We start from the raw sequence: 25,139 nt of genomic DNA, 5'->3' as shown, positions 1-25,139 counted from the left end.
CGCGATGCGCCGGTGGGCAGGTTGGTAGTGACGAACGCGAGGCCCATGCTGTGCTCGCGGGGCACGCCGCGCAGTCAGGGAGAACACGATGAAATCGCACGCGTCACCGAGGTCATACAAGAGCAAGCTCGTCGCACCACTTGCGCTCGGCGTCGTCCTCGCGGGCAGCTTGACGGTCGCCGGCTGGGGCCGCCTTGCCAGAGCGAGTATCCCTGAGCGACCGCCGGAGGTGACAACCCGATGGCATGACTGGCCCGGTCTGAACGATCAACTTCTATCCAAATGCACGAAGAATGCAGAAAAATCCCTGAAGATTGCAGGGTTCCCGGAGCCCGACACATTCACGGCGTCGGGAGGGGCCGGCGCTAGAGCAGTGGGCGGACTGTATGTTGGATACGTTCGATGCATCAAAAACAGGGGCGTGATCTTCGTCGTCGCGGGACCTGACCAGAAAAAGGCCGAAAATTATGCGTACGATCTGGAGAAATTCTTTCAGTAGCGCATGACCCGCAGCTGGAGGAGCGCCACCGTTCGGGGCCTGTGCCTGACGGCGACCGCACAGGAACAGGGCGCCTTGGTCGTCCTGTAGCCGTGTCACGACACGAAAGAGCAGCAATGGCGCGCCGTCCTGTCGGGTCCCGAGTATTACAGGATATGCAACCAGGCCACCCCGGGAACGGATTACTGTCTGCAGGCCCCCCCAGGACCGGGCTACAAGGTCACCGTCCGCCGCTGGAGCCCCGACCACCACCAGCTCTGGGCCTTCGAGCCCTGACAGTCGTCGTCCGGAGCGCCCGGTCGGCTGCCGCGGCGCTGCGTGAAGCGGGCTCGTGGAGAGGCTGCACCTGTCCGGCAGGATGCCGTTACGAGGAGCAGGTGCTGAGCGGCCCCTGCAGCAAGTCGATTCGAGGTGGATTCTCGTCGCGATCGTTCGTCAGGCGCCCCGAGACCCAGCCGGAAGCGACGGCTCGCGACGGCTCCCGCGCGCCAGCGCGACGCGTCGCAGCGCATCAACGAGCACCATCGCCGCGGCGCCCCCGGGCAGCCAGAGGAGCCACGGCGGCCCCACCGGGGCCATCGCAAACATCCGATTCAGTCCAGGCACATAGAGCAGCGCGATCGCCAGCGCGACCTCGATCGAGAGCCCCGCGGCCACCCACGGGTTCGACCAGAACGCGAGACGCTTCAAGAGCGGCCCGTCGCGCTGCGCCAACAGACACCCTATCTGGCCCGAGACGATCCCGACGAAGGTCATCGTCGCCGCCTCTCGCTCCAGGGCACGAAACGGATCGAGCGACGCGAAAGGTCTCCAGCCGTGTGCCCAATAAAAGCTGAAATACGCCAGAACGCCGAGCAACGCCTCGACGGCCCCGTAGAGGAAGAACGTTTGCAGCGCGAGCTCCCGGGTGAGGATCGGCTTGCGGGGCGGCTCCGGAGGGACGAGCAACGTCGCGGGCGACGCCGGCTCCACGCCGAGCGCCAGCGCGGGGAGCACGTCGGTCCCGAGATCGATCGCGAGCACCTGCACGATCCCGAGCGGGAGAGGGATCGGAAAGAAGATGTAGAGAAGGAACGGGACGAGCTCCGCGACGTTGCTCGTGAACACGTAGCTCACGAAGCGGCGGATATTCTGCTTGATGGCCCGGCCTTCCTCGATGGCCGCCACGATCGTGGCGAAGTTGTCGTCGGACAGGATGATGTCGGCCGCCTGCTTGGCCACCTCCGTGCCGCGCAGGCCCATCGCAACGCCGACGTCGGCGGCGCGGAGCGCGGGGGCGTCGTTCACGCCGTCGCCGGTCGCCACGACCACCTCGCCGGACCGCTGCAGCACCTGCACGACCCGCAGCTTCTGCTCCGGCGTCGTGCGCGCGAGGCTCGCCCCGGCCTGGAGCAGCTCGAGCAGCGCCCGGTCGTCCATCGCGTCGATCTCGGGCCCCTCGACCATTCGGTCCGCCGCATCCAGCCCGATGGCGGCGGCCACGGAGCGCGCCGTTGCGGGGTGATCGCCCGTCAGGATCACGACCCGCACGCCCGCGCGCCTGCACGCGGCGATCGCCGCGGGGACCTCCGGTCGCGTCGGGTCGTGCAGGCAGGCGAGGCCCAGGCACGTGAGCGGGCCGCCGGCCTCCCTCACGGCGAGCAGGAGCACGCGCTCGCCGCGCTCGGCCGCGCCCACCACCGCCTCGTCGAGGCCTGCGGGCGCCGGCGCGCCGCTCAGCGCGACGACCGCCTCGGGCGCCCCCTTCACGAAGTCCCGCGTGGCGCCGCCCTCCGCGCACGTCACCGCCATGTAGCGCCGGCGCGCATCGAACGCGGTGTCGGCGATCCGAGGCCACCGGGCGCGCGCGTCGGCCAGGTCCACTCCGCCGGCCGCGGCCCAGCGCGCGAGGGCCACGTCGACCGGATCGCCCTCGCAATCGCCGCCCGCCGGCGCCGGGCGCGCGTTGTTGCACAGCGCGGCCGCGAGCCGCGCCGCCTGTTCCGCGTCCGGGGGCGCGCCGCGCGCGGGGATGAAGCCGCGCACCGAGAGCGCGTTCTGCGTGAGGGTCCCGGTCTTGTCCGTGCAGATGGTCGTCACCGACCCGACCACCTCGACCGCGGAGAGGCGCCGCACGGGAGCCCCGCGCGCCGCCATCCGCTGCGCGCCGATCGCGAGCGACACGCTGAGCGTCGGGAGCAGCCCCTCGGGGACGAGCGCCACGATCACGCCGATCGCGAACGTGAGCGCGCCGAGCGGGCCGACGCGATGGAACGCCTGCGCGAGCACCAGCGTGGCCGCGCCGGCGATCACCGCGATGGCCGCGGTGACGTGCGAGAGCTGCGCGACCTGGCGCTCGAGCAGCGAGCCCTCGCGCCCGCCCTGCTCGAGGAGCCCGGCGATCTTGCCCGCGGCGCTCTCCGCGCCCGTCGCGAACACGAGCGCCTCGCCCGCGCCGGTCACCACGGACGCGCCGCTCGGGAGCAGGCTCGGGAGCGTGAGCTCCTCCGCGCCGCGGCCCGGCGAGGCGATCGGCGCGGCGTCGCGATCGACCGGCGCCGTCTCGCCCGTGAGCATCGAGAGGTCGAGCGAGAGGCTGTCCGCGCCGAGCAAGATGCAGTCGGCCGGCACGATCTCACCTGCCGCGAGCCGGACCACGTCGCCCGGGACGAGCTCGCGCGCGGGGACACGCCGCTCGATGCCTGCCCGGACGACGCGGGCACGCACCGCCACACGGCGCATCAGGCTGCTCACGACCTGCTCGGCGCGGTGCTCCTGGATGAACGCGAACGCGCCGTTGAGCACGACGACAGCGATGATGGCGAACCCGAGCTCCGGGGCGCCCGCGGCGAAGGCCAGCCCGGCGCCGAGCCAGAGCAGCAATGCGAGCGTATGGGTGAGCTGAGCGAGCAGCGTCCGGAGCGGACGTGAACGCCGGGGCGGCGCGAGCTCGTTGTCGCCGTGAGCGAGCCGCCTCCTCGCCGCCTCGACGTCGCTCAGCCCCTCCGGAGCGGACCGCAGTGCCTGGATTCGCCCCTCGACGGGGAGCGCGGCGAGCTCCAAAGGACGGATGCGTGGCTGAGCGCAGGTGCCGTGAAGCGGCTTTGCCTGTCCGGCCGCGGCGCCAGGAGGACCAGGAGGAGAAGACGAGCGACTCACTTCCGCGCGCCTCGGCCGAGCCCCCTTGCCACGCGGTAGCGCGGGGACCCAGGGATCAGCGTCACGGGCTCGCCGTCATCGCGCTGTGCTTGCGGCTGTAGCCGAAGTAGATCGCGAACCCGAGCAGGAGCCAGGCCGCGAGGCGCAGCCAGTTCTCGGTGGGCAGCGAGAACATGAGGAGGAGACAGATCACGATCCCGAGGATCGGGGTGAGCGGGTAGAGCGGCACCCGGAACGGGCGCGGCGCGTCCGGCGCCGTCCGGCGCATGATCAGGATCGCCGCGCAGACGAACAGGAACGCAAGGAGCGTCCCGATATTGACGAGCTCCGCGAGGATCCGCAGCGGGAGGAGCGCCGAGAGGGTGGCGACCACGAACCCGGTGAGCAAGGTGGACTTCCACGGTGTCTTGAAGACCGGGTGCACCGATCCGAAGAAGCGCCTGGGCAGGAGCCCGTCACGGGCCATGGCGAGCAGCACGCGCGGCTGGCTGAGCATGAGCACGAGCAACACGGAGGTGATCCCGGCGACCGCCCCGAGGGAGATGATGAACTGCGCCCACGGGAGGCCGACGCGCGCGAAGGCATCGGAGACAGGCGCGTCGATGCTCAGCTCGGTGTAGGGCACCATGCCCGTCAGGACCGCCGCGACGGAGACGTAGAGAATGGTGCAGATCACGAGCGAGGCCACGATGCCCGTGGGCAGATCGCGCTGCGGGTGCTTCGCCTCCTCGGCGTGGGTCGACACCGAATCGAACCCGATGTAGGCGAAGAAGATGGTCGCGGCGCCGGCGAGCATCCCGAGCGGCTCTCCCCCTTTACCGGTCTCGCCGAAGACCGTGTGACCGAAGAAGCTGAGCCCCGCGAGCCCGAACGGCGCGAACGGCCGCCAGTTGTCCGGGTCGACGTAAAACGCGCCCACCGCGATCACGAAGAGCACGACCGCGAGCTTGAGCGCGACCATCACGGCGTTGAGCGTCGCGCTCTCGTGGATGCCCTTGAGCAGGATCACCGTGACCGCGATCGTCACGAGAGCGGCGGGGAGATCGATGATCGCCCCCGTGGGCACGAGCTCGCCGAGCGCCGGTTGGTAGTCGAACGGCGCGCTCCTGAGCTCTCTCGGCAGCTCTATCCCGAAGATCCCGATGAAGTCCTGGAAATAATGGGACCACCCGTGCGCCACGGTGGCGGCGCCGACGGCGTACTCGAGGACGAGATCCCACCCGATGATCCACGCCGGCAGCTCGCCGAGCGTCGCGTACGAGTACGCGTAGGCCGAGCCCGCGACCGGCACCATCGCCGCGAACTCCGCGTAACAGAGGGCCGCGAACACGCAGGCCATCCCCGCGACCACGAAGGAGAGCATCAGGGAAGGACCTGCCTTGTCGTGCGCGGCCTGGCCGGTGAGCACGAAGATGCCTGTCCCGATGATGGCGCCGATCCCGATGCTCGTGAGCTGCAGCGGCCCGAGGACCCGCCGGAGGCGGTGCTCCCCCTGCAGCTCTTCTCTCATGACCGACAGCGGTTTGCGGACGAAAAGCCGGCTCCCCATGGCCTTCGGTCTGCTGGCTCTGCGGCCCGGCCCCCGGCACGTCAAGCCGGAGGCACGTAGAGCCAGGAGCGGCCCCGCGCCGCCGGACAAGCGGAGCCTGCCGCGCCGAACGCACCCGCGCCCGGAGACGGCCCCGCGACGCCCGCAGCTGGCTGCGGCGTGAAGGCAGCCCTTCGAGACGCAGCCCGGGCGGCTGAGGACCTCGCTCTCTCATCGACCCGCGCCGATCCCCGGCGTCGGAGGGCTCTCCGCGCTCAACATCGATCCCGAGAAAGCGGCCGACACGTATCGAGAGCGCGTGATCGTCGACACAGCGCCGACCGGACACACGCTGAGGCTGCTCAGCTTGCCGCGCGCCTGGTCCAGCTTTCTCGGGTCGGCCACGCACGGCGCTTCGTGTCTGGGCCCGCACTCGGGGTTGAAGATGCAAGCCACGCGGTTCGCCGCCGCGGTCGAGGCGCTGGCTAACGGGGAACGGACAACCATCGTCCTCGTGACGCGGCCTGATCGCGCTGCGCTCCGCGTGGCGCGCGCGGCCGATCTCAGCGAGCTCACCGGGCTCCTGCTCGACCAGGCGATGGAGCTCGGCGCGCGCGGTGCCTACCTGCTCCTGGCTTCTGAGGACACCGGCGAGCTCTGGCTCCATTCCCACCGCCACGTGCCAGCCGACATCCGTCTCTGCCTCGCGCGGGTGGCGCGGGGCGCGCCGCTGCTCGATGCGTGGGCGGCGAGGCTCTTCGCCCGCTATTACCGGACGCGCGAGGCGAAGGCAGGAGGCGCCGCCGGGCTGGGCCTCGGCCTCTACATCGTGCGAGGGCTCGTCGAGGCCCACGGGGGGCGGATCTGGGCCGAGAGCGCGCCCGGGAAGACGACCTTCCAGTTCACGCTGCCGCTGCGGCAGCGCGCCCCGTCTGCAGACCGGGAGCCCTGGTGACACCCCGGCGCGGCGGGCGAGAGCCCGCGCCACAACACAAGAGGAGCCGGAGCGCGCAGCACGCCCTGGCCCGAGCCGTGCAGCCATGGAGCCCATGGCCGGGTGGATCAAGCCCAACCTCGATCTCGTGCCCAAGCAGGAGATCTCCAGCTTCCGCAAGCTGGCGATCGGCACCTGGCACACCGCATACGATCCATCGGTGTACGGCACGCTCACCCTGCGCATGGATCGCGCGCTCGAGTACATCAAGGCGTTCCGCCACAGCACCGGCCGCCGGCTCACGGTGACACACCTGGTCGCCAAGGCCTGCGCCGAGGCGCTGCGCCGCTGCCCCGACGCCAATGCGATCTTGCGCTGGAACAAGGTCTACCTCCGGCGCGGCGTCACCGTCTCGGTGCTGGTCGTGCAGACGGCCGGCGGCGACGGCGAGGTGGATCTCACCGTGACCACTATCGAGCGGGCCCATGAGAAAAATCTGGTTCAGATCGTCGACGAGCTGGACCGGACGATCGAGCGCGCCCGCCATCGGCGCGACAGGGCGGTGGAAGAGACGAAGCGCGCGATAGGGCACATCCCGTTTCTCTTCATGAACGCCTTCCTTCGCCTGCTCTCGTTCGTGATGTACACGCTCAACCTGGACCTGTCGAAGCTCGGGCTTCCGCGCGATCCGTTCGGCGCGCTCACGGTGACCAACGTCGGCTCGCTGGGCCTGGAGAACGCCTATGTGCCGCTCGTGCCCTATACGCGGACGCCGGTCCTCGTTGTCCCGGGCGCGGTGAGGGACGAGCCGGTGGTGGAGGACGGCAAGGTGGTGCCCGGCAAGGTGATGCGCGTGAGCGCCACGTTCGATCACCGCTTCATCGACGGCTTCCACGCGAGCATGCTGGCGCGCACCGTGCGCGAGATGCTGGAGGACCCGTTCCGCTGCTTCGATCGGCTGGATGCCGAGATTTCCGCTTCTCGCTGACACACATCACGGCCGCCGGCGCCGCGGGCGCAGGCGAGCCGTCGATCTCTCGGGAGACGACGATCGGAGCGCGCGATCGGCACCCGACAGAGCCGGCCCTGAGGTTGCATCCTCGACGGAGGCCACAGAAGGTCGGCCGCGCTCGTCCAGGAGGTCTTCAGCGATGCCCCACAAGCAACTCCTTTTCCACGCCGCTGCTCGCGAGAAGGTCCTGCGCGGCGCCACGGCGCTCGCCGACGCGGTCCGCGTGACGCTCGGCCCGAAGTCGAAGAGCGTGCTCATCGGACGCGCGTGGGGGCGCCCCACCGTGTGCAACGATGGTGTCTCGATCGCCAAGGAGCTGAGCCTCAAGGACCCGGAAGAGGACGTCGGCGTGCAGATCATCCGCGAGGCGGCCGAGCGCACGGGCGACGCGGTCGGCGACGGCACGACGACCTCTACGCTGCTGGCTCATGCGATCTTCGCGGAGGGGCTCCGCAACATCGCCGCGGGCGCGAGCGCGATCGACCTCAAGCGCGGCATCGAGCGGGGACTCCACGCGGCCGTCGACGCGGTGCGGTCGCTCTCCCGCCCTGTGCAGAGCCGCCAGGAGAAGATCCAGGTCGCCACGGTCGCGGCGCACAACGACGCTGCCATCGGCGAGCTCATCGGCGACGCGGTGGAGAAGGTCGGTGGAGAGGGCGTCATCAGCGTCGAGGAGGCGAAGGGGACAGAGACGGCGGTCGAGGTCGTGCAAGGCATGCAGTTCGACCGCGGGTATCTCTCGCCCTACTTCGTAACGGACCCGGAGCGCATGGAGTGCGTGCTGGAGGAGCCGCTCATCCTGATCCACGAGAAGCGGATCGGCGGCATGAAAGACCTGCTCCCCCTGCTCGAGGAGGTCGCAAAAGAGGGGCAGAGCTTCCTGCTCATCGCGGAGGAGGTCGAGGGCGACGCGCTGGCCACGCTCGTCGTGAACAAGCTGCGCGGCACGCTCGCGTGCGTCGCGGTCAAGGCGCCCGGCTTCGGGGACCGACGCAAGGCGATGCTCGAGGACATCGCGATCCTGACCGGGGGAGAGGTGATCGCCGAAGAAGCAGGGGTGAAGCTGGAGCACGTGACGCGGGACCAGCTCGGGCGGGCGGCGCGGGTCGTCGTGAAGCAGGAGAACACGACGATCATCGGCGGCGCCGGCGACGCGCACGCCATCCAGACGAGGGTCGAGCTGCTCCGGCGGCAGAGGAGGGAGGCGAAGAGCGACTACGATCGCGAGAAGCTCGAGGAGCGCCTGGCGAAGCTCGTGGGGGGCGTGGCGGTCGTCCGGGTCGGGGCGCCGTCCGAAACGGAGATGAAGTCTCGGAAAGAGGCCTTTGAGGACGCGATCAGCGCGACCAAGGCGGCGGTGGTCGAGGGCGTCGTGCCCGGCGCGGGGCTCGCGCTCCTGCGCGCGAGCGTCGCGGTGGAGCACGAGGAGCAGCGCTGCGACGGCGATGAGCGCACCGGCGTGCGCATCCTGCGCCGCGCGCTCGAGGCTCCGACGCGGCAGATCGCGGAGAACTCCGGCGTCGACGCCGGCGTCGTGCTCGAGCGGATGCGCGCCGGCAGCGGCAATCTCGGGTTCGACGCGGCGCACGGCACCTACGTCGATCTCGTCGAGTCGGGCATCATCGACCCGACCAAGGTGGTGCGCGTCGCGCTCGAGAACGCCGTGTCGGTGGCGAGCGTGCTGCTCCTGACGGAGGCGACGTTGACCGATGTGCCCGAGCCGGCGGCGAAGGAACGGGCGGCCGCGCCCCCGCTCGAATGAGCGGCGCGTCGGGGTCATCAGCCGTCAGGCGACCTTGTCCATCCGAGCTCTCGAGAAGAGGACCGGCAATCTACGAAAGCCGCGGAACATGACGCTCTCGCATCTCCGCACCGGCGGGCTCTGTTCGTCGAGCTTCAGGCCTGGCATGCGGCGAATCAGGCTGGCGAGCCCTACCTCGAGCTCCCGGCGCGCCAAGCCGGCACCCAGACACCCGTGCGGACCAAAACCGAACGCGATGTGCTTGCCCGGCGCGCGGGTGATGTCGAAACGATCGGGCTCGTCGAAGATCTCTGGATCCCGGTTCGCCGATGCTATGCCGAGGAAGACCGTCTGGTGTCGCTGGATGCGCTTGTCGCGGATCTTCAAATCTTCTGCCGCGACCCGGCAAACGAACGGCACCGATCCGTCGTAGCGCAGGCACTCCTCTACAGCGGATCTGATGAGCGCCGGGTCCTCACGCAGCTGGTTCAACTGGTCTGGGTGCATGAGGAGCGCATGGACCGCATTGCCAAGCTGGTCGATGGTCGTGACGTGTCCGGCCGCGAGGACCAGGATGCACTGAGCCGTGATCTCCTCCGCCGACAGCTTTCCTTCCTGCTGGCCGGCCACGAAGAGGCTCACCAGGTCGTTGCTCGGGCGCATGCGCCGCCCGTCGACGATGGCGAGAAAATAGCGCTCCAGATTGCATATCGCCTCGTTGGCTGATCTGGCGTCCTCCTCGACGTCCAGCGTCGTGCCGCCGAAGAACCGCGCGACGTCCTCAGACCACTTCTGGAACGACCCCCGATCTGCGTCAGGGATGCCGAACATGTGGGCGATCGCCGTGGCTGGCAATGGCTGAGCCAGGTCGCGCACGATATCCATGCGACCGAGCGGCTCTACCTTGTCGAGGATCTCGTCCGTCACGCGCTGGAGGATCGGCCGGAACCCGTCCAGAACGCCCTGCGTGAACCCCTGGCTGCCCACACGGCGCAGGCGGGCGTGTTCCGGGCCGTCTTTCATCAGCATCATGCCTCCGAGGAGGCGCACGAAATCGCGGGCGACCTCGCGCTTCCCCGGTGGCAGCTGCGCGTCGACGATCGCCTGCGGCGGCCTCTGGCGCAGGCGTGGGTCTCGGAATGCCTCGACAACATCGTCATAGCGCGTCAGCACCCAGCCGTGCAGCGATTCAGACCAGCGGACCGGCTCATCGTGGCGCCAGCGGCGGAAGTAGGGAGAGGGGTCGAGCAGAAACTCCTGGATTGCCACGTCGTCTTGGATGAGCGCTTGCATGATCGTTTGGGATGAATGCCTCGGATCGGTGTGGTGACGCCTGCTTTTGACGAGAAGACGACCGATGCCCGCTCATGGGGTTCAGCGCGCCTGATAGCGCCCCGTCTTCTCCACGGGCTCGATGCAACCGACGACCGCGCCGCGCGCCCCCACGTAGGCCCGGTGGCCAAGCCTGTCGTCGGCGGACGCCTCGGACGGGCGGGGCCATGCGTCCTCCTCGGCGAGGGACGCCAGCCGGTCGTGGATGCGCCGCAGGCCCTCGACCGCCTCCTGCGCGGTGAGCTCGCGGAACACCCCGAACACGATGACGCTCTCCCAGTCAGCGAGGCTCTGGATGTGGTCGACCTGGAAGCAGACCTCCGGATTTTTACGCATCATCCGGATCTTGGTCCCCTCCGCCGAGCGCAGGTAAAGGCGGCCTTTCTCGTAGGCGTAGCTCATGGGCACGACGTACGTTCGTCCTTCGGCGTGGCAGCCCAGCCGGCCGAAGGCGCCGCGCTCGAGGAGCGCCTCGATCCGCTCCGCGCTGAGGGGGCCCGCCGCAGGGGCCTCGGGAGGGCCCCCTCCTGCGGGCACATCGAGCATGCGGAAATGGGCCCGGCACGCGGCGCAGAACTGGTACTCCGAGCGCACGCCGCAGCGCAGGCAGCGAAACCGCGAGGCGTACGGCGGCGGACCCATGATCACCCCGGTCCCGCGGGCTTCCTTCTCCGGGGGCACCATCAGCACGGGGCAGCCCGAGGTCCGCGCGACGCGCTCGGCGACGCTGCCCATCAGCACGGCCGTGGTGCCGGTGTGCCCGTGGCGGCCCATCACGATCAGCTGGACGTCGTCTTCCTCAGCACACGTGACGATCTCCTCCGCGGCAGACCCGACCCGGACGAGCGGGACGATGTGAACGTCGCTGCCGAGCTCTGCCACGAAACCGAGCAGCGCGTCTGCCACGCTCGGCTGCGCTTGCGCGGACGCTGCGACGTGGAGGATCCGGAGCTCGGCGCCCCAGGAGCGCGCTTGTTCCAGCGCGACCTTCACGGCCGCGATCGAGAGCTCCGAGAGGTCCGTGGTGGCCAGGATCCGCTGCACAGGCCGCATGCTGTCTCCGCTGGTCCATGTCCCATCGCCGTGGGACCGGCGCTTGGCGCGTCCTATCCACCGATCGCAGCAATCACCGTGCCCGGCCTCACCCCACCCGCACCTCGCGCTGTCTGTGCGCGTCCTGCGCGCCAAGGAGACGACGGGTCACTCCTCCTCGAGGAGCCCGCGAAAGACGTCCACATAGCTGACGATGCCGACCAGCGCACCTTCTCCGTCGACGACCGGGAGCGCGCCGATCTTGTTGTCGAGCATGAGCTCCATGAGCTCGGTCACGTCCGCGTCCGGACTGGCGCTCACGACATTGCCGCTCATGATCGTGGACACCGGCCCGCGGGCCTTCCGCAGCGCCCTGTCGACCACCGCGGCGTCCTCCGAGTAGGGCAGCTGGAGCGCGCGCAGGTCGCGATCGCTGAGCATCCCGACCAGCTCACCCTGCTCGTCGACGACCGGCACGTGGCGGAAGTCCATCGTCTGGAGCACGTCCACCGCCTCGCCGATGGGGTCGTTGACCCGCACGGTCCGGGGGTTCTCGGTCATGAGCTCGGCGGCGCAGATCTTGGATAACGGCATCTCCTCCTCGCTCAAGGCAACTCGCGGGCCGATCGATCCGTCGATGAGCCGCGCCGCCCGCGTGAGCCACCTGGTCTCTCCCTTGCAACTCGTGCAGGTCGATGGAGCGGCGACCCATGACGCAAGACGCGGCGAGGGAGCGGCCCCAGGGCACGTCGACTGCGGGTGATGTCACCATCTCTCTCTGCGGTGACGTGATGACCGGCCGGGGGATCGATCAGATCCTGCCGTGCCCCAGCGATCCGGTGCTGTACGAGCTGGCCGTGGAGGACGCGAGGGGTTACGTCGAGCTCGCCGAGCGCGCGAGCGGCCCTATTCCCCGGCCCGTCGATTCCTCCTACGTCTGGGGGGCCGCGCTCGACGCGTGGAGCCGGCGGGCGCCCGCCGTCCGGCTGGTCAACCTCGAGACGGCGATCACGACCAGCGATGAGCCGTGTCTCAAGGGCATCAATTACCGGATGCACCCGGGGAACGTCTCGTGCCTCGCCGCGGCGCAGATCGGCTGCTGCGCGCTGGCAAACAACCACGTCCTCGACTGGGGAGTTGCCGGGCTGATTGACACGATCGCCGCGCTCCGGTCGGCGAACGTGACGACGGCCGGCGCGGGCCGCGACCTCGATGAGGCGGCGGCGCCAGCGCTCATCGAGATCGAGGGCGAGGGCGAGGGGAGGGTCCTCATCTTCTCGCTGGGCTCGGAGACCAGCGGCATCCCGCGGCGCTGGGGCGCCTCGGTGGACCGCCCGGGCATTCACCTGGTCGATGAGTCGTCTCCCGTGGAGGTCGGTCGCGTGCTGGCCGCGGTGCGGGCGGCCAGGCGGGAGGGCGACATCGTCGTGGCCTCGATCCACTGGGGCCCCAACTGGGGGTACGAGGTCCCGGAGGAGCAGGTCACGCTCGCCCACGCCCTCGTCGACGTCGCCGGCGTCGACGTGGTTCACGGGCACTCCTCGCATCATCCGAAGGCGATCGAGGTCCACGCGGGGCGGCTGATCCTCTACGGCTGCGGCGACTTCGTGAACGACTATGAGGGCATCAGCGGACACGAGGCCTATCGAGGCGATCTGGCCATGATGTACTTTGCCACGCTGCGCGCGGGGACCGGCGAGCTCGTCGGTCTGGAGCTGGTACCGCTGCGGATGCTGAAATTTCGCCTCCACCGCGCCGCGCAAGAGGACGCGCTCTGGCTGAGGGACGTGCTGAGCCGAGAGGGCGCGCGGTTCGGGACGAGCGTCGAGCTCGGGGAGGAAGGCAGCCTGCTGCTGCGCTGGAGCTGATTCCGCGAGCACCGCGCCGCTGCTGCCCTCGTGCGGTTACGCGGTCGCCTCGAGCGCCCGGGGCGCCAGGTAGCGAACGAACCACGCGCTCGCCGCGCGCGCGACCTCTTCCAGCGTCCCTGGCTCCTCGAACAGGTGCGTCGCTCCCTCCACGATCGCGAGCTGTCGCGGTCCGCGCAGGAGCTCGAGCGCCTGCCGGTTCAACGCGAGCACCTCGGTGTCCGCGCTCCCGACGATGAGCAGCGTGGGCGCGCGGACCTGCTCGAGGTACGCGCCGGCGAGATCGGGGCGCCCGCCCCGCGACACCACGGCGTCCGCGAGATCCGGCCGCCTCGCCGCGGCGACCAGCGCGGCCGCGGCGCCGGTGCTCGCGCCGAAGTAGCCGATCCGGAGCGCGCTCGTCTCGGGTTGCTCGCGCGTGGCCAGGGCCGCGCTCATGACCCGCCCCGCGAGGAGCTCGATGTCGAACCGGAGGTGGCCAGTCCGCTCATCCACCGCCTCTTCCTCGCCGGTGAGGAGGTCGAAGAGCAATGTGGCCAGCCCGGCGCTCTGGAGCACCTCGGCGACGTACCGGTTGCGCGGGCTATGCCGGCTGCTGCCGCTCCCGTGCGCGAACAGGACGATGCTTGTCGCCCCGGCCGGGATCGTCAGGCTCCCTTGAAGGCGCGCGCCGCCGTCGAGCGCGAGCTCGACGGAGAGCTCTTCTGCCGGCTCCGGCGGGCCCGCCGGCCCCTCCTCGCCTTCCGCGCCCGCGCCGCCGCCGCGCGCCCGCTCGAGCAGCTCCACGACATCCTCGTCCGTGGTCTGGCGGAAGTCCTGGTAATATGCGCCTATCGCGAACAGGTGCGGATCCGCGTCGAGGCAGACCACCTCATCGACCTCGGGGCGCAGCGATTCGAGCGTCGTCGCCGACGCGACCGGGACCGCGAGGACGAGGCGCCTCGGTCCGCGCCGCCGGACGGCCCGGAGCGCGGCGCGCACGGTCCCGCCGGTCGCGATGCCGTCGTCGACGACGACGACGGTGCGGCCCTCGACGTCGACCGGCGGCCGGCCGCGCCGGAAGCGCCGCACGCGCGACTCGACCTCGGCGGCCTTGCGGTCCACGATCTCCGCGACCTCCTCCTGGGGGACGCCGAGCTCCGCGAGCACCTCCTCATTGAGGTACACCTCTCCGCCCTCCGAGATGGCGCCCATGCCCAGCTCTTCGTACCCCGGAGCGCCGAGCTTGCGCACCACCCAGACGTCGAGCGGCGCCTTGAGCGCCCGGGCGACCTCGTAGGCGACCGGGACGCCGCCGCGCGGGAGCCCGAGCACGACGGGCGTATCGTCGCGATAGCGACCCAGCGCGAAGGCCAGGCGGCGCCCTGCATCGACGCGATCTCGAAACAGCATGAAGCCCCTCCTCCGGTCGCGTGCTGACCGCGACGTCCTCGCCCCTGCCACGCCCGGCCCTCAGATCCTCCTCTGCGCTTCCCGCCGCTGCTGCCTCGTCACCAGCGCGCTCAGCTCGGAGAGCTCGTCCGACAGGAACTCGAGGAGATCGTCGAAGGCGATGATTCCCTGGAGCACCCCCTCGTCGTTCACCACCGGCACGCGGCGGATGCCTTCGGCGCGCATCCTGCCGAGGACGTCCAGGAGGTCCTCCTGCTCTCGCGCTGTGACCAGCGGCTCGGTCGCGACGTCCGCCACCTGGAGAGACTCCAGGTAGGGACTCGCGTTTGCCACCACGCCGACCACGATGTCGCGATCGGTGATGATGCCGGCAGGCACGGTCCTCCCGGCGGGCTCGTCGACGATGACCAGGCTGCCGACGTGATGCGCCCGCATGCGGCGGGCGGCCTCGATCACGGTCTCGGTCTTGCCGATGGTGACGACGCGCCGATTGCAGAGCTCCCCAGCAGTGGTCACGGCATTCCTCCCAGCGAACGCTCCATGGAGCCGGCGTCGGCTCCGGGAAGCCCATGCCCGAAGGGTCATGGAGGCCGGTGCGCTCCCATGACACGTGGCGAGCAAACAGATCAGGCGGAGAGGCGTGATGACGCGGAGGCGGGCGGACGTCACTGGAGAGATCAGGCCCTGGGGTTGCATCTGGAGAGCGGTCACAGCTCGAATGAGCAGCGCCATGAGCCCTCACGACACGGAAGGCGGCGCAGCGGAGCAGCCATGGAGATCTGCCTCTTTGCGGGCAACGCGAACCTCCCTCTCGCACAGGCCGTGGCGGCGCGCCTCGGTATCGGCCTGGGCCACGCCCTGGTGCGCCGCTTCGCGGACGGCGAGCTTCACGTGCAGCTACGGGAGAGCGTGCGAGGGCGGGACGTGGTTCTCCTCCAGCCGACGAGCCCACCGGTCGACGAGCACATCGCCGAGCTCCTGTTCCTCGCGGACGCGTGTCGTCGCGCAGGGGCTCCGCGCGTGACGGCCGTCGTGCCGTATTTCGGCTATGCCCGCCACGACCGCCGCGCCTCGGGCAGGGAGCCGGTAGGGGCCCGGCTCGTCGCCGATCTCTTCAGGACGGCGGGCCTCTCGCGCGTGGTGGCCGTCGACCTCCACAACGCCGCGCTCGAGGGGTTCTTCTCCATCCCGCTCGAGCACCTGAGCGCCGCGCCGCTGCTCTCGGACGCAGCGAGACCCTTCATCTCCGAGCGCAGCGTCATCGTGGCGCCGGACCTGGGCGCCGCGAAGCTCGCGGATCGCCATGCCCGGCTCCTCCGCTTGCCGGTCGCCGTCGTGCACAAGACCCGCCTCAGCGGCGAGGACGTCAGCGTCCACGCCATCACGGGCGAGGTCCGGGGACGGTCGCCCCTCCTCGTCGACGACATGATCAGCACCGGCGGGACGATCGAGGCCGCCGTGAACGCCTTGCTCGCGGCGGGCTGCGCGCCGGACATCACCGTCATCGCGACGCACGGCCTCTTCGTCGGCCCGGCGACGGCCCGGCTCTCCGCGCTCCCGGTGCGCCGTTTCCTCGTGACCGACAGCGTCGCAGCCGCCACGGGCGCGGCGATCCCCGTCGAGCTCGTCCGTCTGGACGGGCTCCTGGCCGAGGCGATCCGGCTCCTCCATGACGGCGGTTCGCTGCAGGCGCTGCTCGCGCGCGGCGAGGCCGCGGGCCCTCCGCGCTGAGCCGGCACCCGAGCAGGAGGACCCATGAGCGGCGCCGACGACGGGAAGCGCCCGCGCCGGTACGATCGTTGCCCGAGCCGAGCCCTGTCGCGGAGGTGTGCTGGATGGAGGCGCCCGTGCCGAGCAGGAGGCTGCGATGTTCGAAGGAGCCCGCGTGAGCCCGGTCGGGATCCCTGCTGCCGAGGCGCTCGCCGTGCTGCGGGCGATGCTGCTCATCCGCCGCTTCGAGGAGCGGTGCGCCGAGCTGTACACGCTTCAAAAGATCCGCGGCTTCCTCCACCTGGTCATCGGTGAGGAGGCGGTCGTTGTCGGGGCGATGCGGGCGCTCGAGGACGACGACGCCGTGGTCGCCGCCTACCGCGATCACGGCCATGCGCTGCAGCGCGGGGTCTCGCCCGCCGCGGCGATGGCCGAGATGTACGGGAAGGCGACGGGCTGCGCCCTCGGGCGCGGCGGGTCGATGCACCTGTTCTGCGCGGAGCGACGCTTCTACGGCGGCTACGCCATCGTGGGGGGCGGCCTGCCCATCGCGGTGGGGCTCGCGCTCGCCGACAAGCTCGCCGGCCGGCGGCGGGTCACGGCGGCGTTCTTCGGCGACGGCGCGACCGACGAGGGGGAGTTCCACGAGTCGCTGAACCTCGCCGCGCTCTGGAGCTTGCCGGTGCTCTTCCTCTGCGAGAACAACCAGTACGCCATGGGGACGGCGCTCGCGCGCCACGCCGCCAACCCGCGGCTCATCGACGTCCCCGCGGCTCACCACGTGCCGGCCGAGCAGGTCGACGGCATGGATGTGCTCGCCGTGGAGCAGGCCACGCGGCGCGCGGCCGCGGCCGTGAGGGACGCGGCCGGCCCCCGCTTCCTCGAGCTGCTGACGTACCGGTTCCGCGCGCACTCGATGTACGACGCCGAGAGATACCGGGACAAGAGCGAGGTGGCCGCCTGGCGGGAGCGCGACCCCATCGACCTGTTCGTCGCGCGGCTGCGCGCCGAGGGGCTGCTCGACGACGGCGCGCTCGCCCGGATCCTGGGCGAGGTCGCGGCCGAGGTCGAGGCGGCCGTGATGGCCGCGGAGGAGGCGCCGATCGAGCCGGTGGAGGACCTGACCCGCTTCGTCTACGCCCGGGAGGCGGCGTGACCGCGCCCGCGAAGTGCGGCGAGGAGAAGGCGGAGCTCGTGGGCGCATGGACGCGAACGCGCAGCGGCTCTCGGGCCTGCCCGTCGCGGCGCTGCTCGAGCGGCTCGGGACCTCACCGCGCGGGCTGACGAGCGAGGAGGCGCGGCAGCGGCTCGGGCGGTTCGGCCCCAACGAGCCCGCGGCCACCACGAGGCGAGAGGCGGCCGTCGTCCAGGTGTTGCGCCGCTTCGCGAACCCGCTCGTGAGCATCCTCCTGCTCGCCAGCGTGGTGTCGGCGCTCCTCGGCGACCTGACGAACGCGGCGGTCGTCGTGGTCATCGTGGCGCTGAGCGTCGCGGTCGAGTCGGTGCAGACGCGGCGATCCCACCGCGCGGCCGAGCGGCTCCGCGCCCAGGTCGCGCCCACCGCGACGACGCTGCGAGACCGGGTGTTCCGCGAGCTCCCGCGGCGCGAGGTCGTGCCGGGCGACGTCCTGCGGCTCGCCGCGGGCGATCTGGTCCCCGCCGATGCGCGCCTGCTCACGGCCAAGGATCTGCACGTTCACCAGGCCGCGCTCACCGGCGAGCCGCTGCCCGCCGAGAAGAGCCCCGACCCTGGGCCCTCGACCGCGAAGAGCCCGGACGAGATGACCCAGGCGGTGTTCCTCGGGTCGTCGGTGGTGAGCGGCACCGCGACCGCGGTCGTGTTCGCGACGGGCGCCGACACCGCCTTCGGCGGCATCGCCCGCGCCCTCGCGACCCGCCCTCCGCAGACCGAGTTCGAGCGGGGGATGGCGCGTTTCGGGGCGTTCATCCTCAGGCTCGTGCTCTTCCTCGTGCTCCTCGTCATCGCGTTCACCGCCGCGCTCCGGCGCGATCCGCTCGAGTCGCTCCTCTTCGCGGTGGCCCTGGCCGTGCTGCGCCACGAGCACCCCGACATCGACGGCTTCCACAAGCTCGACGAGCTGCCGTTCGACTTCGAGCGGCGCCGCGTGAGCGTGGTCGCCGAGCGCCAGGGCGAGCGGCTGCTCGTGACCAAGGGCGCGCCCGAGAGCGTCCTCGCGATCGCGACCTCGTACGAGGCCAGCGGCGAGGTGCGGCCGCTCGACGACGCCGCCCGCGCGCGGTGCGAGGCGGCGTTCCATGCGCTCGGCCAGCAGGGCTACCGGGTGCTCGCGGTCGCCTACCGCGGCGTGCCGGCCAGGCCGGCGTACCGGCGCGACGACGAGGTCGATCTCACGCTCGCGGGGCTGCTCGCGTTCGTCGATCCGCCGCTCCCCGACGCCGCCGGGATCGTGGGCGCGCTCCGTGAGGAAGGGGTCGACGTGAAGATCCTGACGGGCGACAGCGAGCTCGTCGCCGGGCACGTCTGCCGGCAGGTCGGCCTCGATCCCGGCGAGATCGTCCTCGGCGGCGCGATCGATCGCCTCGACGACCCGGCGCTCTCCCACCTCGCCGAGCGCACCCGCGTGTTCGCGCGCGTCTCGCCGGCGCAGAAGAACCGCGTCCTCCGCGCGCTCAAGGCCCGCGGTCACGTGGTCGGCTACGTCGGCGACGGCATCAACGACGCGCCGTCGCTGCACACCGCCGACGTCGGGATCTCCGTCGCCGGCGCCGTCGACGTGGCCAGGGACGCCGCGGAGATCGTGCTGCTCGACCGCAGGCTCGACGTGCTGCGCTCGGGCATCCTCGAGAGGCGGAAGGCCTTTGGCAACGTGATGAAGTACCTGCTCATGGGGACGAGCTCGAACTTCGGCAACATGTTCAGCATGGCCGGGGCCTCGGTGCTCCTCCCGTTCTTGCCGATGCTGCCCGCGCAGATCCTCCTGAACAACTTCCTCTACGATCTCGCGCAGATCACGATCCCGACGGACAACGTCGACGCGAGCTTCGTCCGGAAGCCGCGGCGGTGGGACATCGCCTTGATCCGCCGCTTCATGATGGTGATCGGGCCGATCAGCTCCCTGTACGACTTCCTCACCTTCTACGTGTTGCTCCGCGTGTTCCGCGCGCCGGCCCCGCTCTTCCGCACCGGCTGGTTCGTCGAGTCGCTGGCCACGCAGACGCTCGTGATCTTCGTGATCCGCACGATGGGCAGCTCCTTCAAGAGCTCTCCGAGCCGCGCGCTCGCGGCGACCACGCTCGGCGTCGTGGCCGTGGCCCTCGCGCTGCCGTACAGCCCCTTCGCCGGGCTGCTCGGCTTCGTGCCGCTGCCGCCCGGCTTCTTCCTGTTCCTCGCGGGCGCGACGCTGACCTACCTCGCCATCGTCGAGGCGATCAAACGCGCGCTGATGCGGCGCATCTTCGCGTGACACGGGGCCGCCGCTCGGCCGCCCGTGCCCGGACGCCGGGCCGTACCGACTTCACGAGATTCCGATCCGCCTCACTCGCATGCGGCCGGCGTCCCCCTCGCCTGGGCAGGTCGATCAGCTGGTGCGCACGAGGGGTAGCGCGTCGACGTACGCCTCCAGGCTCTTGCGATAGGGGTCCTCGAGCTCGTCCCGATGCGTTCGCAGGTCGTCTACGCAGCGCGCGAGAAATTCCCGGGCAGTCGCCACCACCTGGAGGTCAAGGCCGAAACGCGCGAGGAATTTCTCGACCCGCGTGAAATGCTCCCAGCCAATCCGGAGCGGATCGCGCTCTTTCACGAGCGGCAGCGCGAGCTGATCGGTGGGGAGATACTGGCGCACGAATACCAGATCATAGGCGGGGGCGAGCCGCGCGCCGCGTCGGTCGGGATAGACGAGCGACCAGTTCTTGAGGTGCATGTCGGTGTTGCCCGACACGATGGTGAATACCACGCGTCGCACGAACTCGAGCAGATCGTCGTGTCCGCAGAGATCACCGATGAAGCGGGCCAGCGCCTCGTAGCTCGCTCCCCCGTACTTCTGCTCGGGGAGGATGCCGCGCACCTGGGCGAAGTCCTCCTGGTGGATCCGGGTGTCGTCGCCGGCGCGGTCGTAGCGTTCGATCGCGAAAACGTACCTGTCGAGGGCAGCAAACCTGGGGTCCAGTCCCTGGATGGATGCGACCTCGATGAGCTCGTTGCGCGGGACGGCGAGCCCGCACCGGGCAGCCCATTGCATCGTCCAGTGCTCGTTCTCAGGAAGCCCAGGGTAGGTGGGCGATCCGAACTTGAGGATCCAGCGGCCCCCTCGGCCGCGAAAGGGCAGCGTGAAGCGATTGCTTGGATCGCGGACCGCCGAGAATTTGAGCTGCACCCCCGCCAGCGAGAAGCGCAATCCTCCCGGTCCGATGGAAGAAGGGGCGACGGGCGGCTCGTCAAAGGTCCGGTCGCCTTCGGTCGCCTTGGCCGACTCGGCTCCGGCGGGCCGGACGACGACGGCTCCCGGGAGGTCCTCGCCCACGACAGCCAGGGTGGAGGCCTCGTCGTCCGCAAGGTGCTGCGACGCCACGATGGCCTGCAGGGCCCCCTCCGGCAGCAGGTTTGCGAAGAACGTGGGGAGCCTGCCGAGGCGCGCGGCCTGGCGGAAGACGCGGTGGTCGCGGCGGTCCTCGAATTGCTGTCCAAGAACAGGGCGGTTTGCGTCCTCCATGTAGGCTTCCTCGAGGACGAGCGAGATGATCCGGGTCGATGGTTCGCGAACCAGCGTACCCACGCGTTGGCCATGGAGCAGGACGTCGAGCATCAGGCGTCCCCGTCCGAGAAATACGCGTCGAGCGGCGGGCGATCGCGGTCGGCCGCTCCGATCCCCGCTTGTCCTCTGAGGAACGCGCGCAGGTGCAGGAGCAAGCTGCCGGCGCGACGCCGCTGAAATTCTGCGACGTCCCCGGCGAGGAGTGCCCGGAACCCAGCAGGGTCGATCGCGTGCGTCGACAGGAGCTCGTCGCACGGATCGATTTCATGCAGGGCCTTTTGATCCATGGGGGCGTGCAACAGGAAGAGGGCGCTCGTCTTCTCCTGGCCGGGCACGGGCTCGGCGATCTGCCACGGGAACTCTGGATTGCTGATCAGCGATGGGATCGAGATCTCGGCACCTCGGTCGTCGCCGCTCAGCACCCGCGGCCCGAGCGCGAACATCGCGAGCAACTCAATGTCGACCCGAGCGGTCCCGCGCCGGAACGGCGCCAGCGACTCGGGGAGACTGTCCTCCGTCACCGCCGGAAGCAGCTTGAGGAGGGCTTGCACCGAGGCGTGCTCGTCCGCGACGATGGCTCTCCATCTGGGCCGGTCGGCCTTGTTGTCGGTGCGATGGTGCCCGGTGAGGGTGCCGCGCCAGAACCAGCGCCGGAGGAGATCACGATTGCGAGCATGAAGGGTCGGGTGTTCCGCAAAGAGCCGCGCCAAGAGCGGCAGGGGCCCTCCGTAGGGTAGGAGGTCTACGTGGGGCACGCCCGCATCGTTCGCGAGGAACTCGATCGCAGCGGCGAGGCTCTTCAAGACCCGGTCGAACAGCGCCGGAACCTGCGCCTCGGGAACGTCCCTCTCGAGAGAGCCCCCCGGTTCGCCGCCGGCGACGGCCAGGGCCGCGCGCTCCACCTGGCGTGCGTCGATGGGCCCGAACCCCATCTGTGCGAGGTCGTCGCGCACGCGGTCGATGGGGCCCCTCGCGCCGAGCACGCTCGCGTGCAGGGCCTGGAAGACCTCGTAGCTCTCGAGGGCCCTGCCGCGCCGATTGATGCGGGCGAAGATCTGCTTGAGCAACGCGTCGTTGCGCCCATCGTACGGAACGAGGTACGCAGGGACCGTGTATTCGCGGATTCGCCGCGATATCTCGTCGGCGCGGTCCGAGATCCGATCCGACATCGCCCGTTCGCGTAGCCATTTGTTGAGGGTCGACGAGCTCGATAGCGTGTGCACGGGCACCCAGTGCGGCGGAGGAGCGCGGCGCCGGGTGCCGATCTCGAAGCGCTCCGTCTCGAGATCGAAATAGATGGCACGGTAGGCACCTGAGTGATCCTCGAGGAGCGCCGTCGCCAGGGTGCTCAGGCGCTGTTGCCCGTCGACGACCCAAAGCGCGTCCGGGGTAGGGGGTACATCGATCGAATATCCGCCGAGGGTGACCCGGTCGGCCGGTGCTTCGCCGCGAGCGAGCAGGAGCGTGCCAATCGGATAGCCCGCCTGAAGGCTGTCGAAGAGCAGCCGGCGATCTTCGTCGCTCCACCGAAATCCACGCTGGAACCGCGGAATCCTCATGCGTCCGGTGCGGATCGCGTCGAGAAGCTTGGCCACGCTGAACGTCTTCGTTTCGAGCTCGATCGCGCCCGTGGCGTGGGAGGCTTGAGTCATCGGGGCGAGCATACCAGCCGCCTCGTGCGGGTGCAGGTGGGACGCGCGTACACTCCAGCAATCGATACTGGTAGCGGCTGTACCAGCTCGTGGGAAGCGCACACGGCGCGGCACGCCCATGCGCAGGTGCCCAACTCGACGGCGGCCGACGTCAGGCCGCCCCCCCATCAGGAGATCACGGCGCACCTCGCCGCTGAGCTCGCAGCGCCGAGCGGGCCAGCCCCGAGCGCCTCGGCGCCGGTACGCTCGTTGCTCGGCCGCGTCTCTCGGAGCCTGAATGTGATGAGGGGAGGCACCCGGCCAGACAAGGAACGCGCGCAGCACGGCAGGGCCCGCCCCGCCGGTCGAGGCCCTGACCCGCTTGCTCTGCGCCCGGGAGGACCCGTGACGTGAAGCGGACGGCGACCTACCGCGAGGCGGTCCGCTCCGGGCTGCGCGAGGCGCTCCGGCGCGAGCCGCGGGCCTTCCTGATGGGCGAGGACGTGGGCCGCTACGGCGGCGCCTACGCGTGCAGCGCCGGCCTGCTCGAGGAGTTCGGCCCGGAGCGGGTCCGCGACACGCCGCTCGCCGAGTCGACCTTCGTCGGCGCCGGCATCGGCGCCGCCCTCGGCGGGGCGCGCCCGATCGTCGAGGTGATGACGGTCAACTTCAGCCTGCTCGCGCTCGACCAGATCGTGAACAACGCGGCGACGCTCCGGCACATGTCCGGCGGCCAGTTCACGATCCCGCTCGTCGTGCGCATGGCCACGGGGGGCGGCCGCCAGCTCGCCGCGCAGCACTCGCACAGCCTCGAGAACTGGTACGCGCACGTGCCCGGGCTCAAGGCCCTCGCGCCCGCGACGGTGCAGGACGCGCGCGACATGCTGCTCGCCGGGCTCGACGATCCGGACCCGGTGGTCGTCTTCGAGCACCAGTACCTCTACCCCATGGAGGGCGAGCTCGACGACGAGGCGCCCCCGGCGGCTCCCTTCCGCGCGGAGGTGCGGCGCGCGGGCCGCGACGTGAGCCTGATCGCGCACGGCGGCTCGGTCCCGAAGGCGCTCGCCGCGGCCGAGCAGCTCGCGGGCCGCGGCGTCGAGGCCGAGGTGCTGGACCTCCGGTGCCTGCGGCCGCTCGACGAGGAGGCGATCCTCGCGACCGTGCGGCGGACGCACCGCGCCGTGCTCGTCGACGAGGGGTGGCGGAGCGGGAGCCTCGCCGCCGAGGTGAGCGCGCGGATCATGGAGGGCGCGTTCTACGAGCTCGACGCGCCCGTCGCGCGGGTGTGCAGCGCCGAGGTGCCGATCCCCTACGCGCGCCACCTCGAGGAGGCGGCGCTGCCGCAGGTCCCGCGCATCGTCTCCGCCGTGGAGAGGACGGTGCGGCGCGATGTCTGAGTTCCTGATGCCCTCGCTCGGCGCGGACATGGAGGCCGGGACGCTGGTGAAGTGGCGCCGCGCGGTGGGGGACCGCGTCGCGCGCGACGACGTGATCGCCGAGGTCGAGACGGAGAAAGGGCTCGTCGAGGTCGAGGTGTTCACGAGCGGCGTCATCGACCGGCTCCTCGTGGAGCCCGGGCAGAAGGTGCCCGTCGGCACGCCGATGGCCGTGATCCTCGAGGGGCGTGAGGCTGCGGCCGGCGCGCCCCCACCCGCCGCGCCTGCCGCGCCTGCCGCGCCCGCGCCGCCGTTTCCTCCCCCGGCGGTCGCCGGGGCGCCGCGCGAGGCCGCGTCGCCGCCCGCGGCCCTCGCGCAGGGGCCGCGCGTGTCTCCCCGCGCGAGGCGGCGGGCGCAGGAGCTCGGGGTCGACCTTGCGCGGGTCCAGGGGACGGGACCGGACGGCGCCGTCGAGGCCGTGGATGTCGAGCGGGCGGCGGCGGCCGGCACGAAGGAGGCGGCGGCCGATGCCATGACCAAGGAGGCGTCGGCCCGCATGCGCCGGGCGATCGCGGCGGCGATGGCCCGATCGAAGCGCGAGGCGCCGCACTTCTACCTCGGTACGACCATCGACCTCCGCACGGCGATGTCCTGGGTCGAGCGGGAGAACGCGGAGCGCAACGTGGCCGGGAGGCTCCTGCCGGGCGCGCTCCTCCTCAAGGCGGCGGCGCTCGCCCTGCGTGACGTCCCCGAGCTGAACGCCCGCTGGGAGGGGGATGAGGCGCCGCCCGCCCCGAGGATCCACCTCGGCGTGGCGGTGTCGCTCCGGGGCGGCGGGCTCGTGGCGCCGGCGCTGCACGACGCGGACCGGCTGCCGCTCGACGAGCTGATGGCCGCCTTGAAGGACCTGGTCCAGCGCGCCCGGGCCGGGACGCTCCGCAGCTCCGAGATGAGCGACCCCACGATCACCGTCACGAGCCTCGGGGAGCGCGGCGTGGAGACGGTGTTTCCCGTCATCTTTCCGCCGCAGGTGGCCATCGTCGGGCTCGGGAAGATCGCCGAGCGGCCGTGGGTCGTCGACGGCCGCGTGGTGCCGCGGCCGCTCGTGAACGCGACGCTCGCCGCGGACCACCGGGTGACGGACGGCCACCGCGCGGCCGCCTACCTCGCCTCGCTGGGCGCGCTCCTGCAACGACCGGAGGGACTTTGACCG

General features: G+C 70.8%; 19 protein-coding genes and 1 pseudogene. 11 read left to right on the top strand and 9 right to left on the bottom strand.

Features of this window, described 5'->3' with window-relative positions; all coding sequences use genetic code 11:
- Positions 1-88 precede the first annotated feature (88 nt).
- Complete coding sequence (locus WMF11_RS26025; protein ID WP_437972621.1) at positions 89-499, top strand: hypothetical protein; 411 nt, start codon at positions 89-91, stop codon at positions 497-499.
- Between the two features lie 435 nt (positions 500-934).
- Here the strand turns inward: WMF11_RS26025 and WMF11_RS26020 are convergent, their stop codons facing one another.
- Positions 935-3,541, bottom strand: coding sequence for a cation-translocating P-type ATPase (locus tag WMF11_RS26020; RefSeq protein WP_437972620.1), 2,607 nt, complete (start codon positions 3,539-3,541; stop codon positions 935-937).
- 157 nt (positions 3,542-3,698) lie between these two features.
- The gene (locus tag WMF11_RS26015) at positions 3,699-5,186 is read right to left on the bottom strand and encodes an APC family permease (protein WP_437972619.1); all 1,488 of its coding nucleotides are present in this window, start codon (positions 5,184-5,186) and stop codon (positions 3,699-3,701) included.
- A 193-nt stretch (positions 5,187-5,379) separates the two neighbouring features.
- Here WMF11_RS26015 and WMF11_RS26010 point away from each other — a divergent pair.
- The 4 genes and pseudogenes from WMF11_RS26010 to groL form a co-directional block, all read left to right on the top strand.
- Positions 5,380-5,715: pseudogene (locus WMF11_RS26010) on the top strand (ArsA-related P-loop ATPase); the annotation flags it as partial.
- 48 nt (positions 5,716-5,763) lie between these two features.
- Complete coding sequence (locus WMF11_RS26005; protein ID WP_437911027.1) at positions 5,764-6,120, top strand: ATP-binding protein; 357 nt, start codon at positions 5,764-5,766, stop codon at positions 6,118-6,120.
- Positions 6,121-6,214: 94 nt separating this feature from the next.
- Complete coding sequence (locus WMF11_RS26000) at positions 6,215-7,087, top strand: 2-oxo acid dehydrogenase subunit E2 (protein WP_437911026.1); 873 nt, start codon at positions 6,215-6,217, stop codon at positions 7,085-7,087.
- A 163-nt stretch (positions 7,088-7,250) separates the two neighbouring features.
- Entirely contained in the window at positions 7,251-8,873 is a 1,623-nt protein-coding gene (gene groL / locus WMF11_RS25995) for a chaperonin GroEL (RefSeq protein ID WP_437972618.1), read from the top strand.
- A 24-nt stretch (positions 8,874-8,897) separates the two neighbouring features.
- Here groL and WMF11_RS25990 read toward each other — a convergent pair whose 3' ends face one another.
- The 3 genes from WMF11_RS25990 to WMF11_RS25980 all read right to left on the bottom strand — a co-directional run bounded on the left by WMF11_RS25990 (position 8,898) and on the right by WMF11_RS25980 (position 11,810).
- Complete coding sequence (locus tag WMF11_RS25990) at positions 8,898-10,145, bottom strand: cytochrome P450 (RefSeq protein ID WP_437901982.1); 1,248 nt, start codon at positions 10,143-10,145, stop codon at positions 8,898-8,900.
- An 81-nt stretch (positions 10,146-10,226) separates the two neighbouring features.
- Positions 10,227-11,237, bottom strand: a complete 1,011-nt coding sequence (locus WMF11_RS25985) for a universal stress protein (RefSeq protein ID WP_437972617.1) — start codon at positions 11,235-11,237, stop codon at positions 10,227-10,229.
- 147 nt (positions 11,238-11,384) lie between these two features.
- Positions 11,385-11,810 carry a CBS domain-containing protein gene (locus WMF11_RS25980; RefSeq protein ID WP_437972616.1) on the bottom strand — a complete coding sequence of 142 codons (426 nt, stop codon included), beginning with the start codon at positions 11,808-11,810 and terminating at the stop codon, positions 11,385-11,387.
- Between the two features lie 116 nt (positions 11,811-11,926).
- Here WMF11_RS25980 and WMF11_RS25975 point away from each other — a divergent pair, with 116 nt between their 5' ends.
- Positions 11,927-13,084, top strand: a complete 1,158-nt coding sequence (locus WMF11_RS25975) for a CapA family protein (protein WP_437972615.1) — start codon at positions 11,927-11,929, stop codon at positions 13,082-13,084.
- A gap of 36 nt (positions 13,085-13,120) precedes the next feature.
- Here the strand turns inward: WMF11_RS25975 and WMF11_RS25970 are convergent, their stop codons facing one another.
- Both WMF11_RS25970 and WMF11_RS25965 read right to left on the bottom strand, forming a co-directional pair.
- Positions 13,121-14,476: a phosphoribosyltransferase family protein gene (locus WMF11_RS25970; protein ID WP_437972614.1), complete on the bottom strand. Its 1,356-nt coding sequence runs from the start codon at positions 14,474-14,476 to the stop codon at positions 13,121-13,123.
- A 60-nt stretch (positions 14,477-14,536) separates the two neighbouring features.
- Positions 14,537-14,992: a CBS domain-containing protein gene (locus WMF11_RS25965; RefSeq protein ID WP_437972613.1), complete on the bottom strand. Its 456-nt coding sequence runs from the start codon at positions 14,990-14,992 to the stop codon at positions 14,537-14,539.
- Positions 14,993-15,247: 255 nt separating this feature from the next.
- Between WMF11_RS25965 and WMF11_RS25960 the strand changes: the two genes are divergently transcribed.
- The 3 genes from WMF11_RS25960 to WMF11_RS25950 all read left to right on the top strand — a co-directional run bounded on the left by WMF11_RS25960 (position 15,248) and on the right by WMF11_RS25950 (position 19,632).
- Positions 15,248-16,207, top strand: a complete 960-nt coding sequence (locus WMF11_RS25960) for a ribose-phosphate diphosphokinase (RefSeq protein WP_437972612.1) — start codon at positions 15,248-15,250, stop codon at positions 16,205-16,207.
- 136 nt (positions 16,208-16,343) lie between these two features.
- Positions 16,344-17,342 carry a pyruvate dehydrogenase (acetyl-transferring) E1 component subunit alpha gene (gene pdhA / locus WMF11_RS25955; RefSeq protein ID WP_437972611.1) on the top strand — a complete coding sequence of 333 codons (999 nt, stop codon included), beginning with the start codon at positions 16,344-16,346 and terminating at the stop codon, positions 17,340-17,342.
- Between the two features lie 46 nt (positions 17,343-17,388).
- Positions 17,389-19,632 (top strand): HAD-IC family P-type ATPase, encoded by a 2,244-nt coding sequence (locus tag WMF11_RS25950; RefSeq protein WP_437972610.1) that lies wholly within the window; start codon positions 17,389-17,391, stop codon positions 19,630-19,632.
- A 114-nt stretch (positions 19,633-19,746) separates the two neighbouring features.
- Here WMF11_RS25950 and WMF11_RS25945 read toward each other — a convergent pair whose 3' ends face one another.
- A complete protein-coding gene (locus tag WMF11_RS25945) occupies positions 19,747-20,970 on the bottom strand; it encodes a type II toxin-antitoxin system HipA family toxin (RefSeq protein WP_437972609.1) in 1,224 nt (407 codons plus the stop codon).
- Complete coding sequence (locus WMF11_RS25940; protein ID WP_437901968.1) at positions 20,970-22,571, bottom strand: DUF262 domain-containing protein; 1,602 nt, start codon at positions 22,569-22,571, stop codon at positions 20,970-20,972. The genes WMF11_RS25945 and WMF11_RS25940 overlap by 1 nt, the downstream gene beginning before the upstream one ends.
- A gap of 389 nt (positions 22,572-22,960) precedes the next feature.
- On the opposite strand from WMF11_RS25940, the gene WMF11_RS25935 reads away from it, so the two are divergent.
- Positions 22,961-23,947: an alpha-ketoacid dehydrogenase subunit beta gene (locus tag WMF11_RS25935; RefSeq protein WP_437972608.1), complete on the top strand. Its 987-nt coding sequence runs from the start codon at positions 22,961-22,963 to the stop codon at positions 23,945-23,947.
- Positions 23,940-25,136 (top strand): dihydrolipoamide acetyltransferase family protein, encoded by a 1,197-nt coding sequence (locus WMF11_RS25930; RefSeq protein WP_437901966.1) that lies wholly within the window; start codon positions 23,940-23,942, stop codon positions 25,134-25,136. Before WMF11_RS25935 ends, WMF11_RS25930 begins: the two co-directional genes overlap by 8 nt.
- The last annotated feature ends 3 nt before the right edge of the window (positions 25,137-25,139 follow it).

It is taken from the genome of Sorangium sp. So ce295, assembly GCF_051527405.1.
GTDB lineage: Bacteria > Myxococcota_A > Polyangia > Polyangiales > Polyangiaceae > Sorangium > Sorangium cellulosum_B.
Note: the sequence above shows the minus strand (reverse complement) of the source record. Positions and strands in the feature narration are given on the sequence as shown.

What these genes read in the sequence shown, in the direction of transcription:
- WMF11_RS25945 (WP_437972609.1), bottom strand. Translation starts at nt 20,970, where the DNA reads ATGCTCGACGTCCTGCTCCATGGCCAACGCGTGGGTACGCTGGTTCGC.
- groL (WP_437972618.1), top strand. Translation starts at nt 7,251, where the DNA reads ATGCCCCACAAGCAACTCCTTTTCCACGCCGCTGCTCGCGAGAAGGTC.
- WMF11_RS26015 (WP_437972619.1), bottom strand. Translation starts at nt 5,186, where the DNA reads ATGGGGAGCCGGCTTTTCGTCCGCAAACCGCTGTCGGTCATGAGAGAA.
- WMF11_RS25930 (WP_437901966.1), top strand. Translation starts at nt 23,940, where the DNA reads ATGTCTGAGTTCCTGATGCCCTCGCTCGGCGCGGACATGGAGGCCGGG.
- WMF11_RS25980 (WP_437972616.1), bottom strand. Translation starts at nt 11,810, where the DNA reads ATGCCGTTATCCAAGATCTGCGCCGCCGAGCTCATGACCGAGAACCCC.
- WMF11_RS26005 (WP_437911027.1), top strand. Translation starts at nt 5,764, where the DNA reads ATGGAGCTCGGCGCGCGCGGTGCCTACCTGCTCCTGGCTTCTGAGGAC.
- WMF11_RS25940 (WP_437901968.1), bottom strand. Translation starts at nt 22,571, where the DNA reads ATGACTCAAGCCTCCCACGCCACGGGCGCGATCGAGCTCGAAACGAAG.
- WMF11_RS25960 (WP_437972612.1), top strand. Translation starts at nt 15,248, where the DNA reads ATGGAGATCTGCCTCTTTGCGGGCAACGCGAACCTCCCTCTCGCACAG.
- WMF11_RS25950 (WP_437972610.1), top strand. Translation starts at nt 17,389, where the DNA reads ATGGACGCGAACGCGCAGCGGCTCTCGGGCCTGCCCGTCGCGGCGCTG.
- WMF11_RS25975 (WP_437972615.1), top strand. Translation starts at nt 11,927, where the DNA reads ATGACGCAAGACGCGGCGAGGGAGCGGCCCCAGGGCACGTCGACTGCG.
- WMF11_RS25970 (WP_437972614.1), bottom strand. Translation starts at nt 14,476, where the DNA reads ATGCTGTTTCGAGATCGCGTCGATGCAGGGCGCCGCCTGGCCTTCGCG.
- WMF11_RS26025 (WP_437972621.1), top strand. Translation starts at nt 89, where the DNA reads ATGAAATCGCACGCGTCACCGAGGTCATACAAGAGCAAGCTCGTCGCA.
- WMF11_RS26000 (WP_437911026.1), top strand. Translation starts at nt 6,215, where the DNA reads ATGGCCGGGTGGATCAAGCCCAACCTCGATCTCGTGCCCAAGCAGGAG.
- pdhA (WP_437972611.1), top strand. Translation starts at nt 16,344, where the DNA reads ATGTTCGAAGGAGCCCGCGTGAGCCCGGTCGGGATCCCTGCTGCCGAG.
- WMF11_RS25985 (WP_437972617.1), bottom strand. Translation starts at nt 11,237, where the DNA reads ATGCGGCCTGTGCAGCGGATCCTGGCCACCACGGACCTCTCGGAGCTC.
- WMF11_RS25990 (WP_437901982.1), bottom strand. Translation starts at nt 10,145, where the DNA reads ATGCAAGCGCTCATCCAAGACGACGTGGCAATCCAGGAGTTTCTGCTC.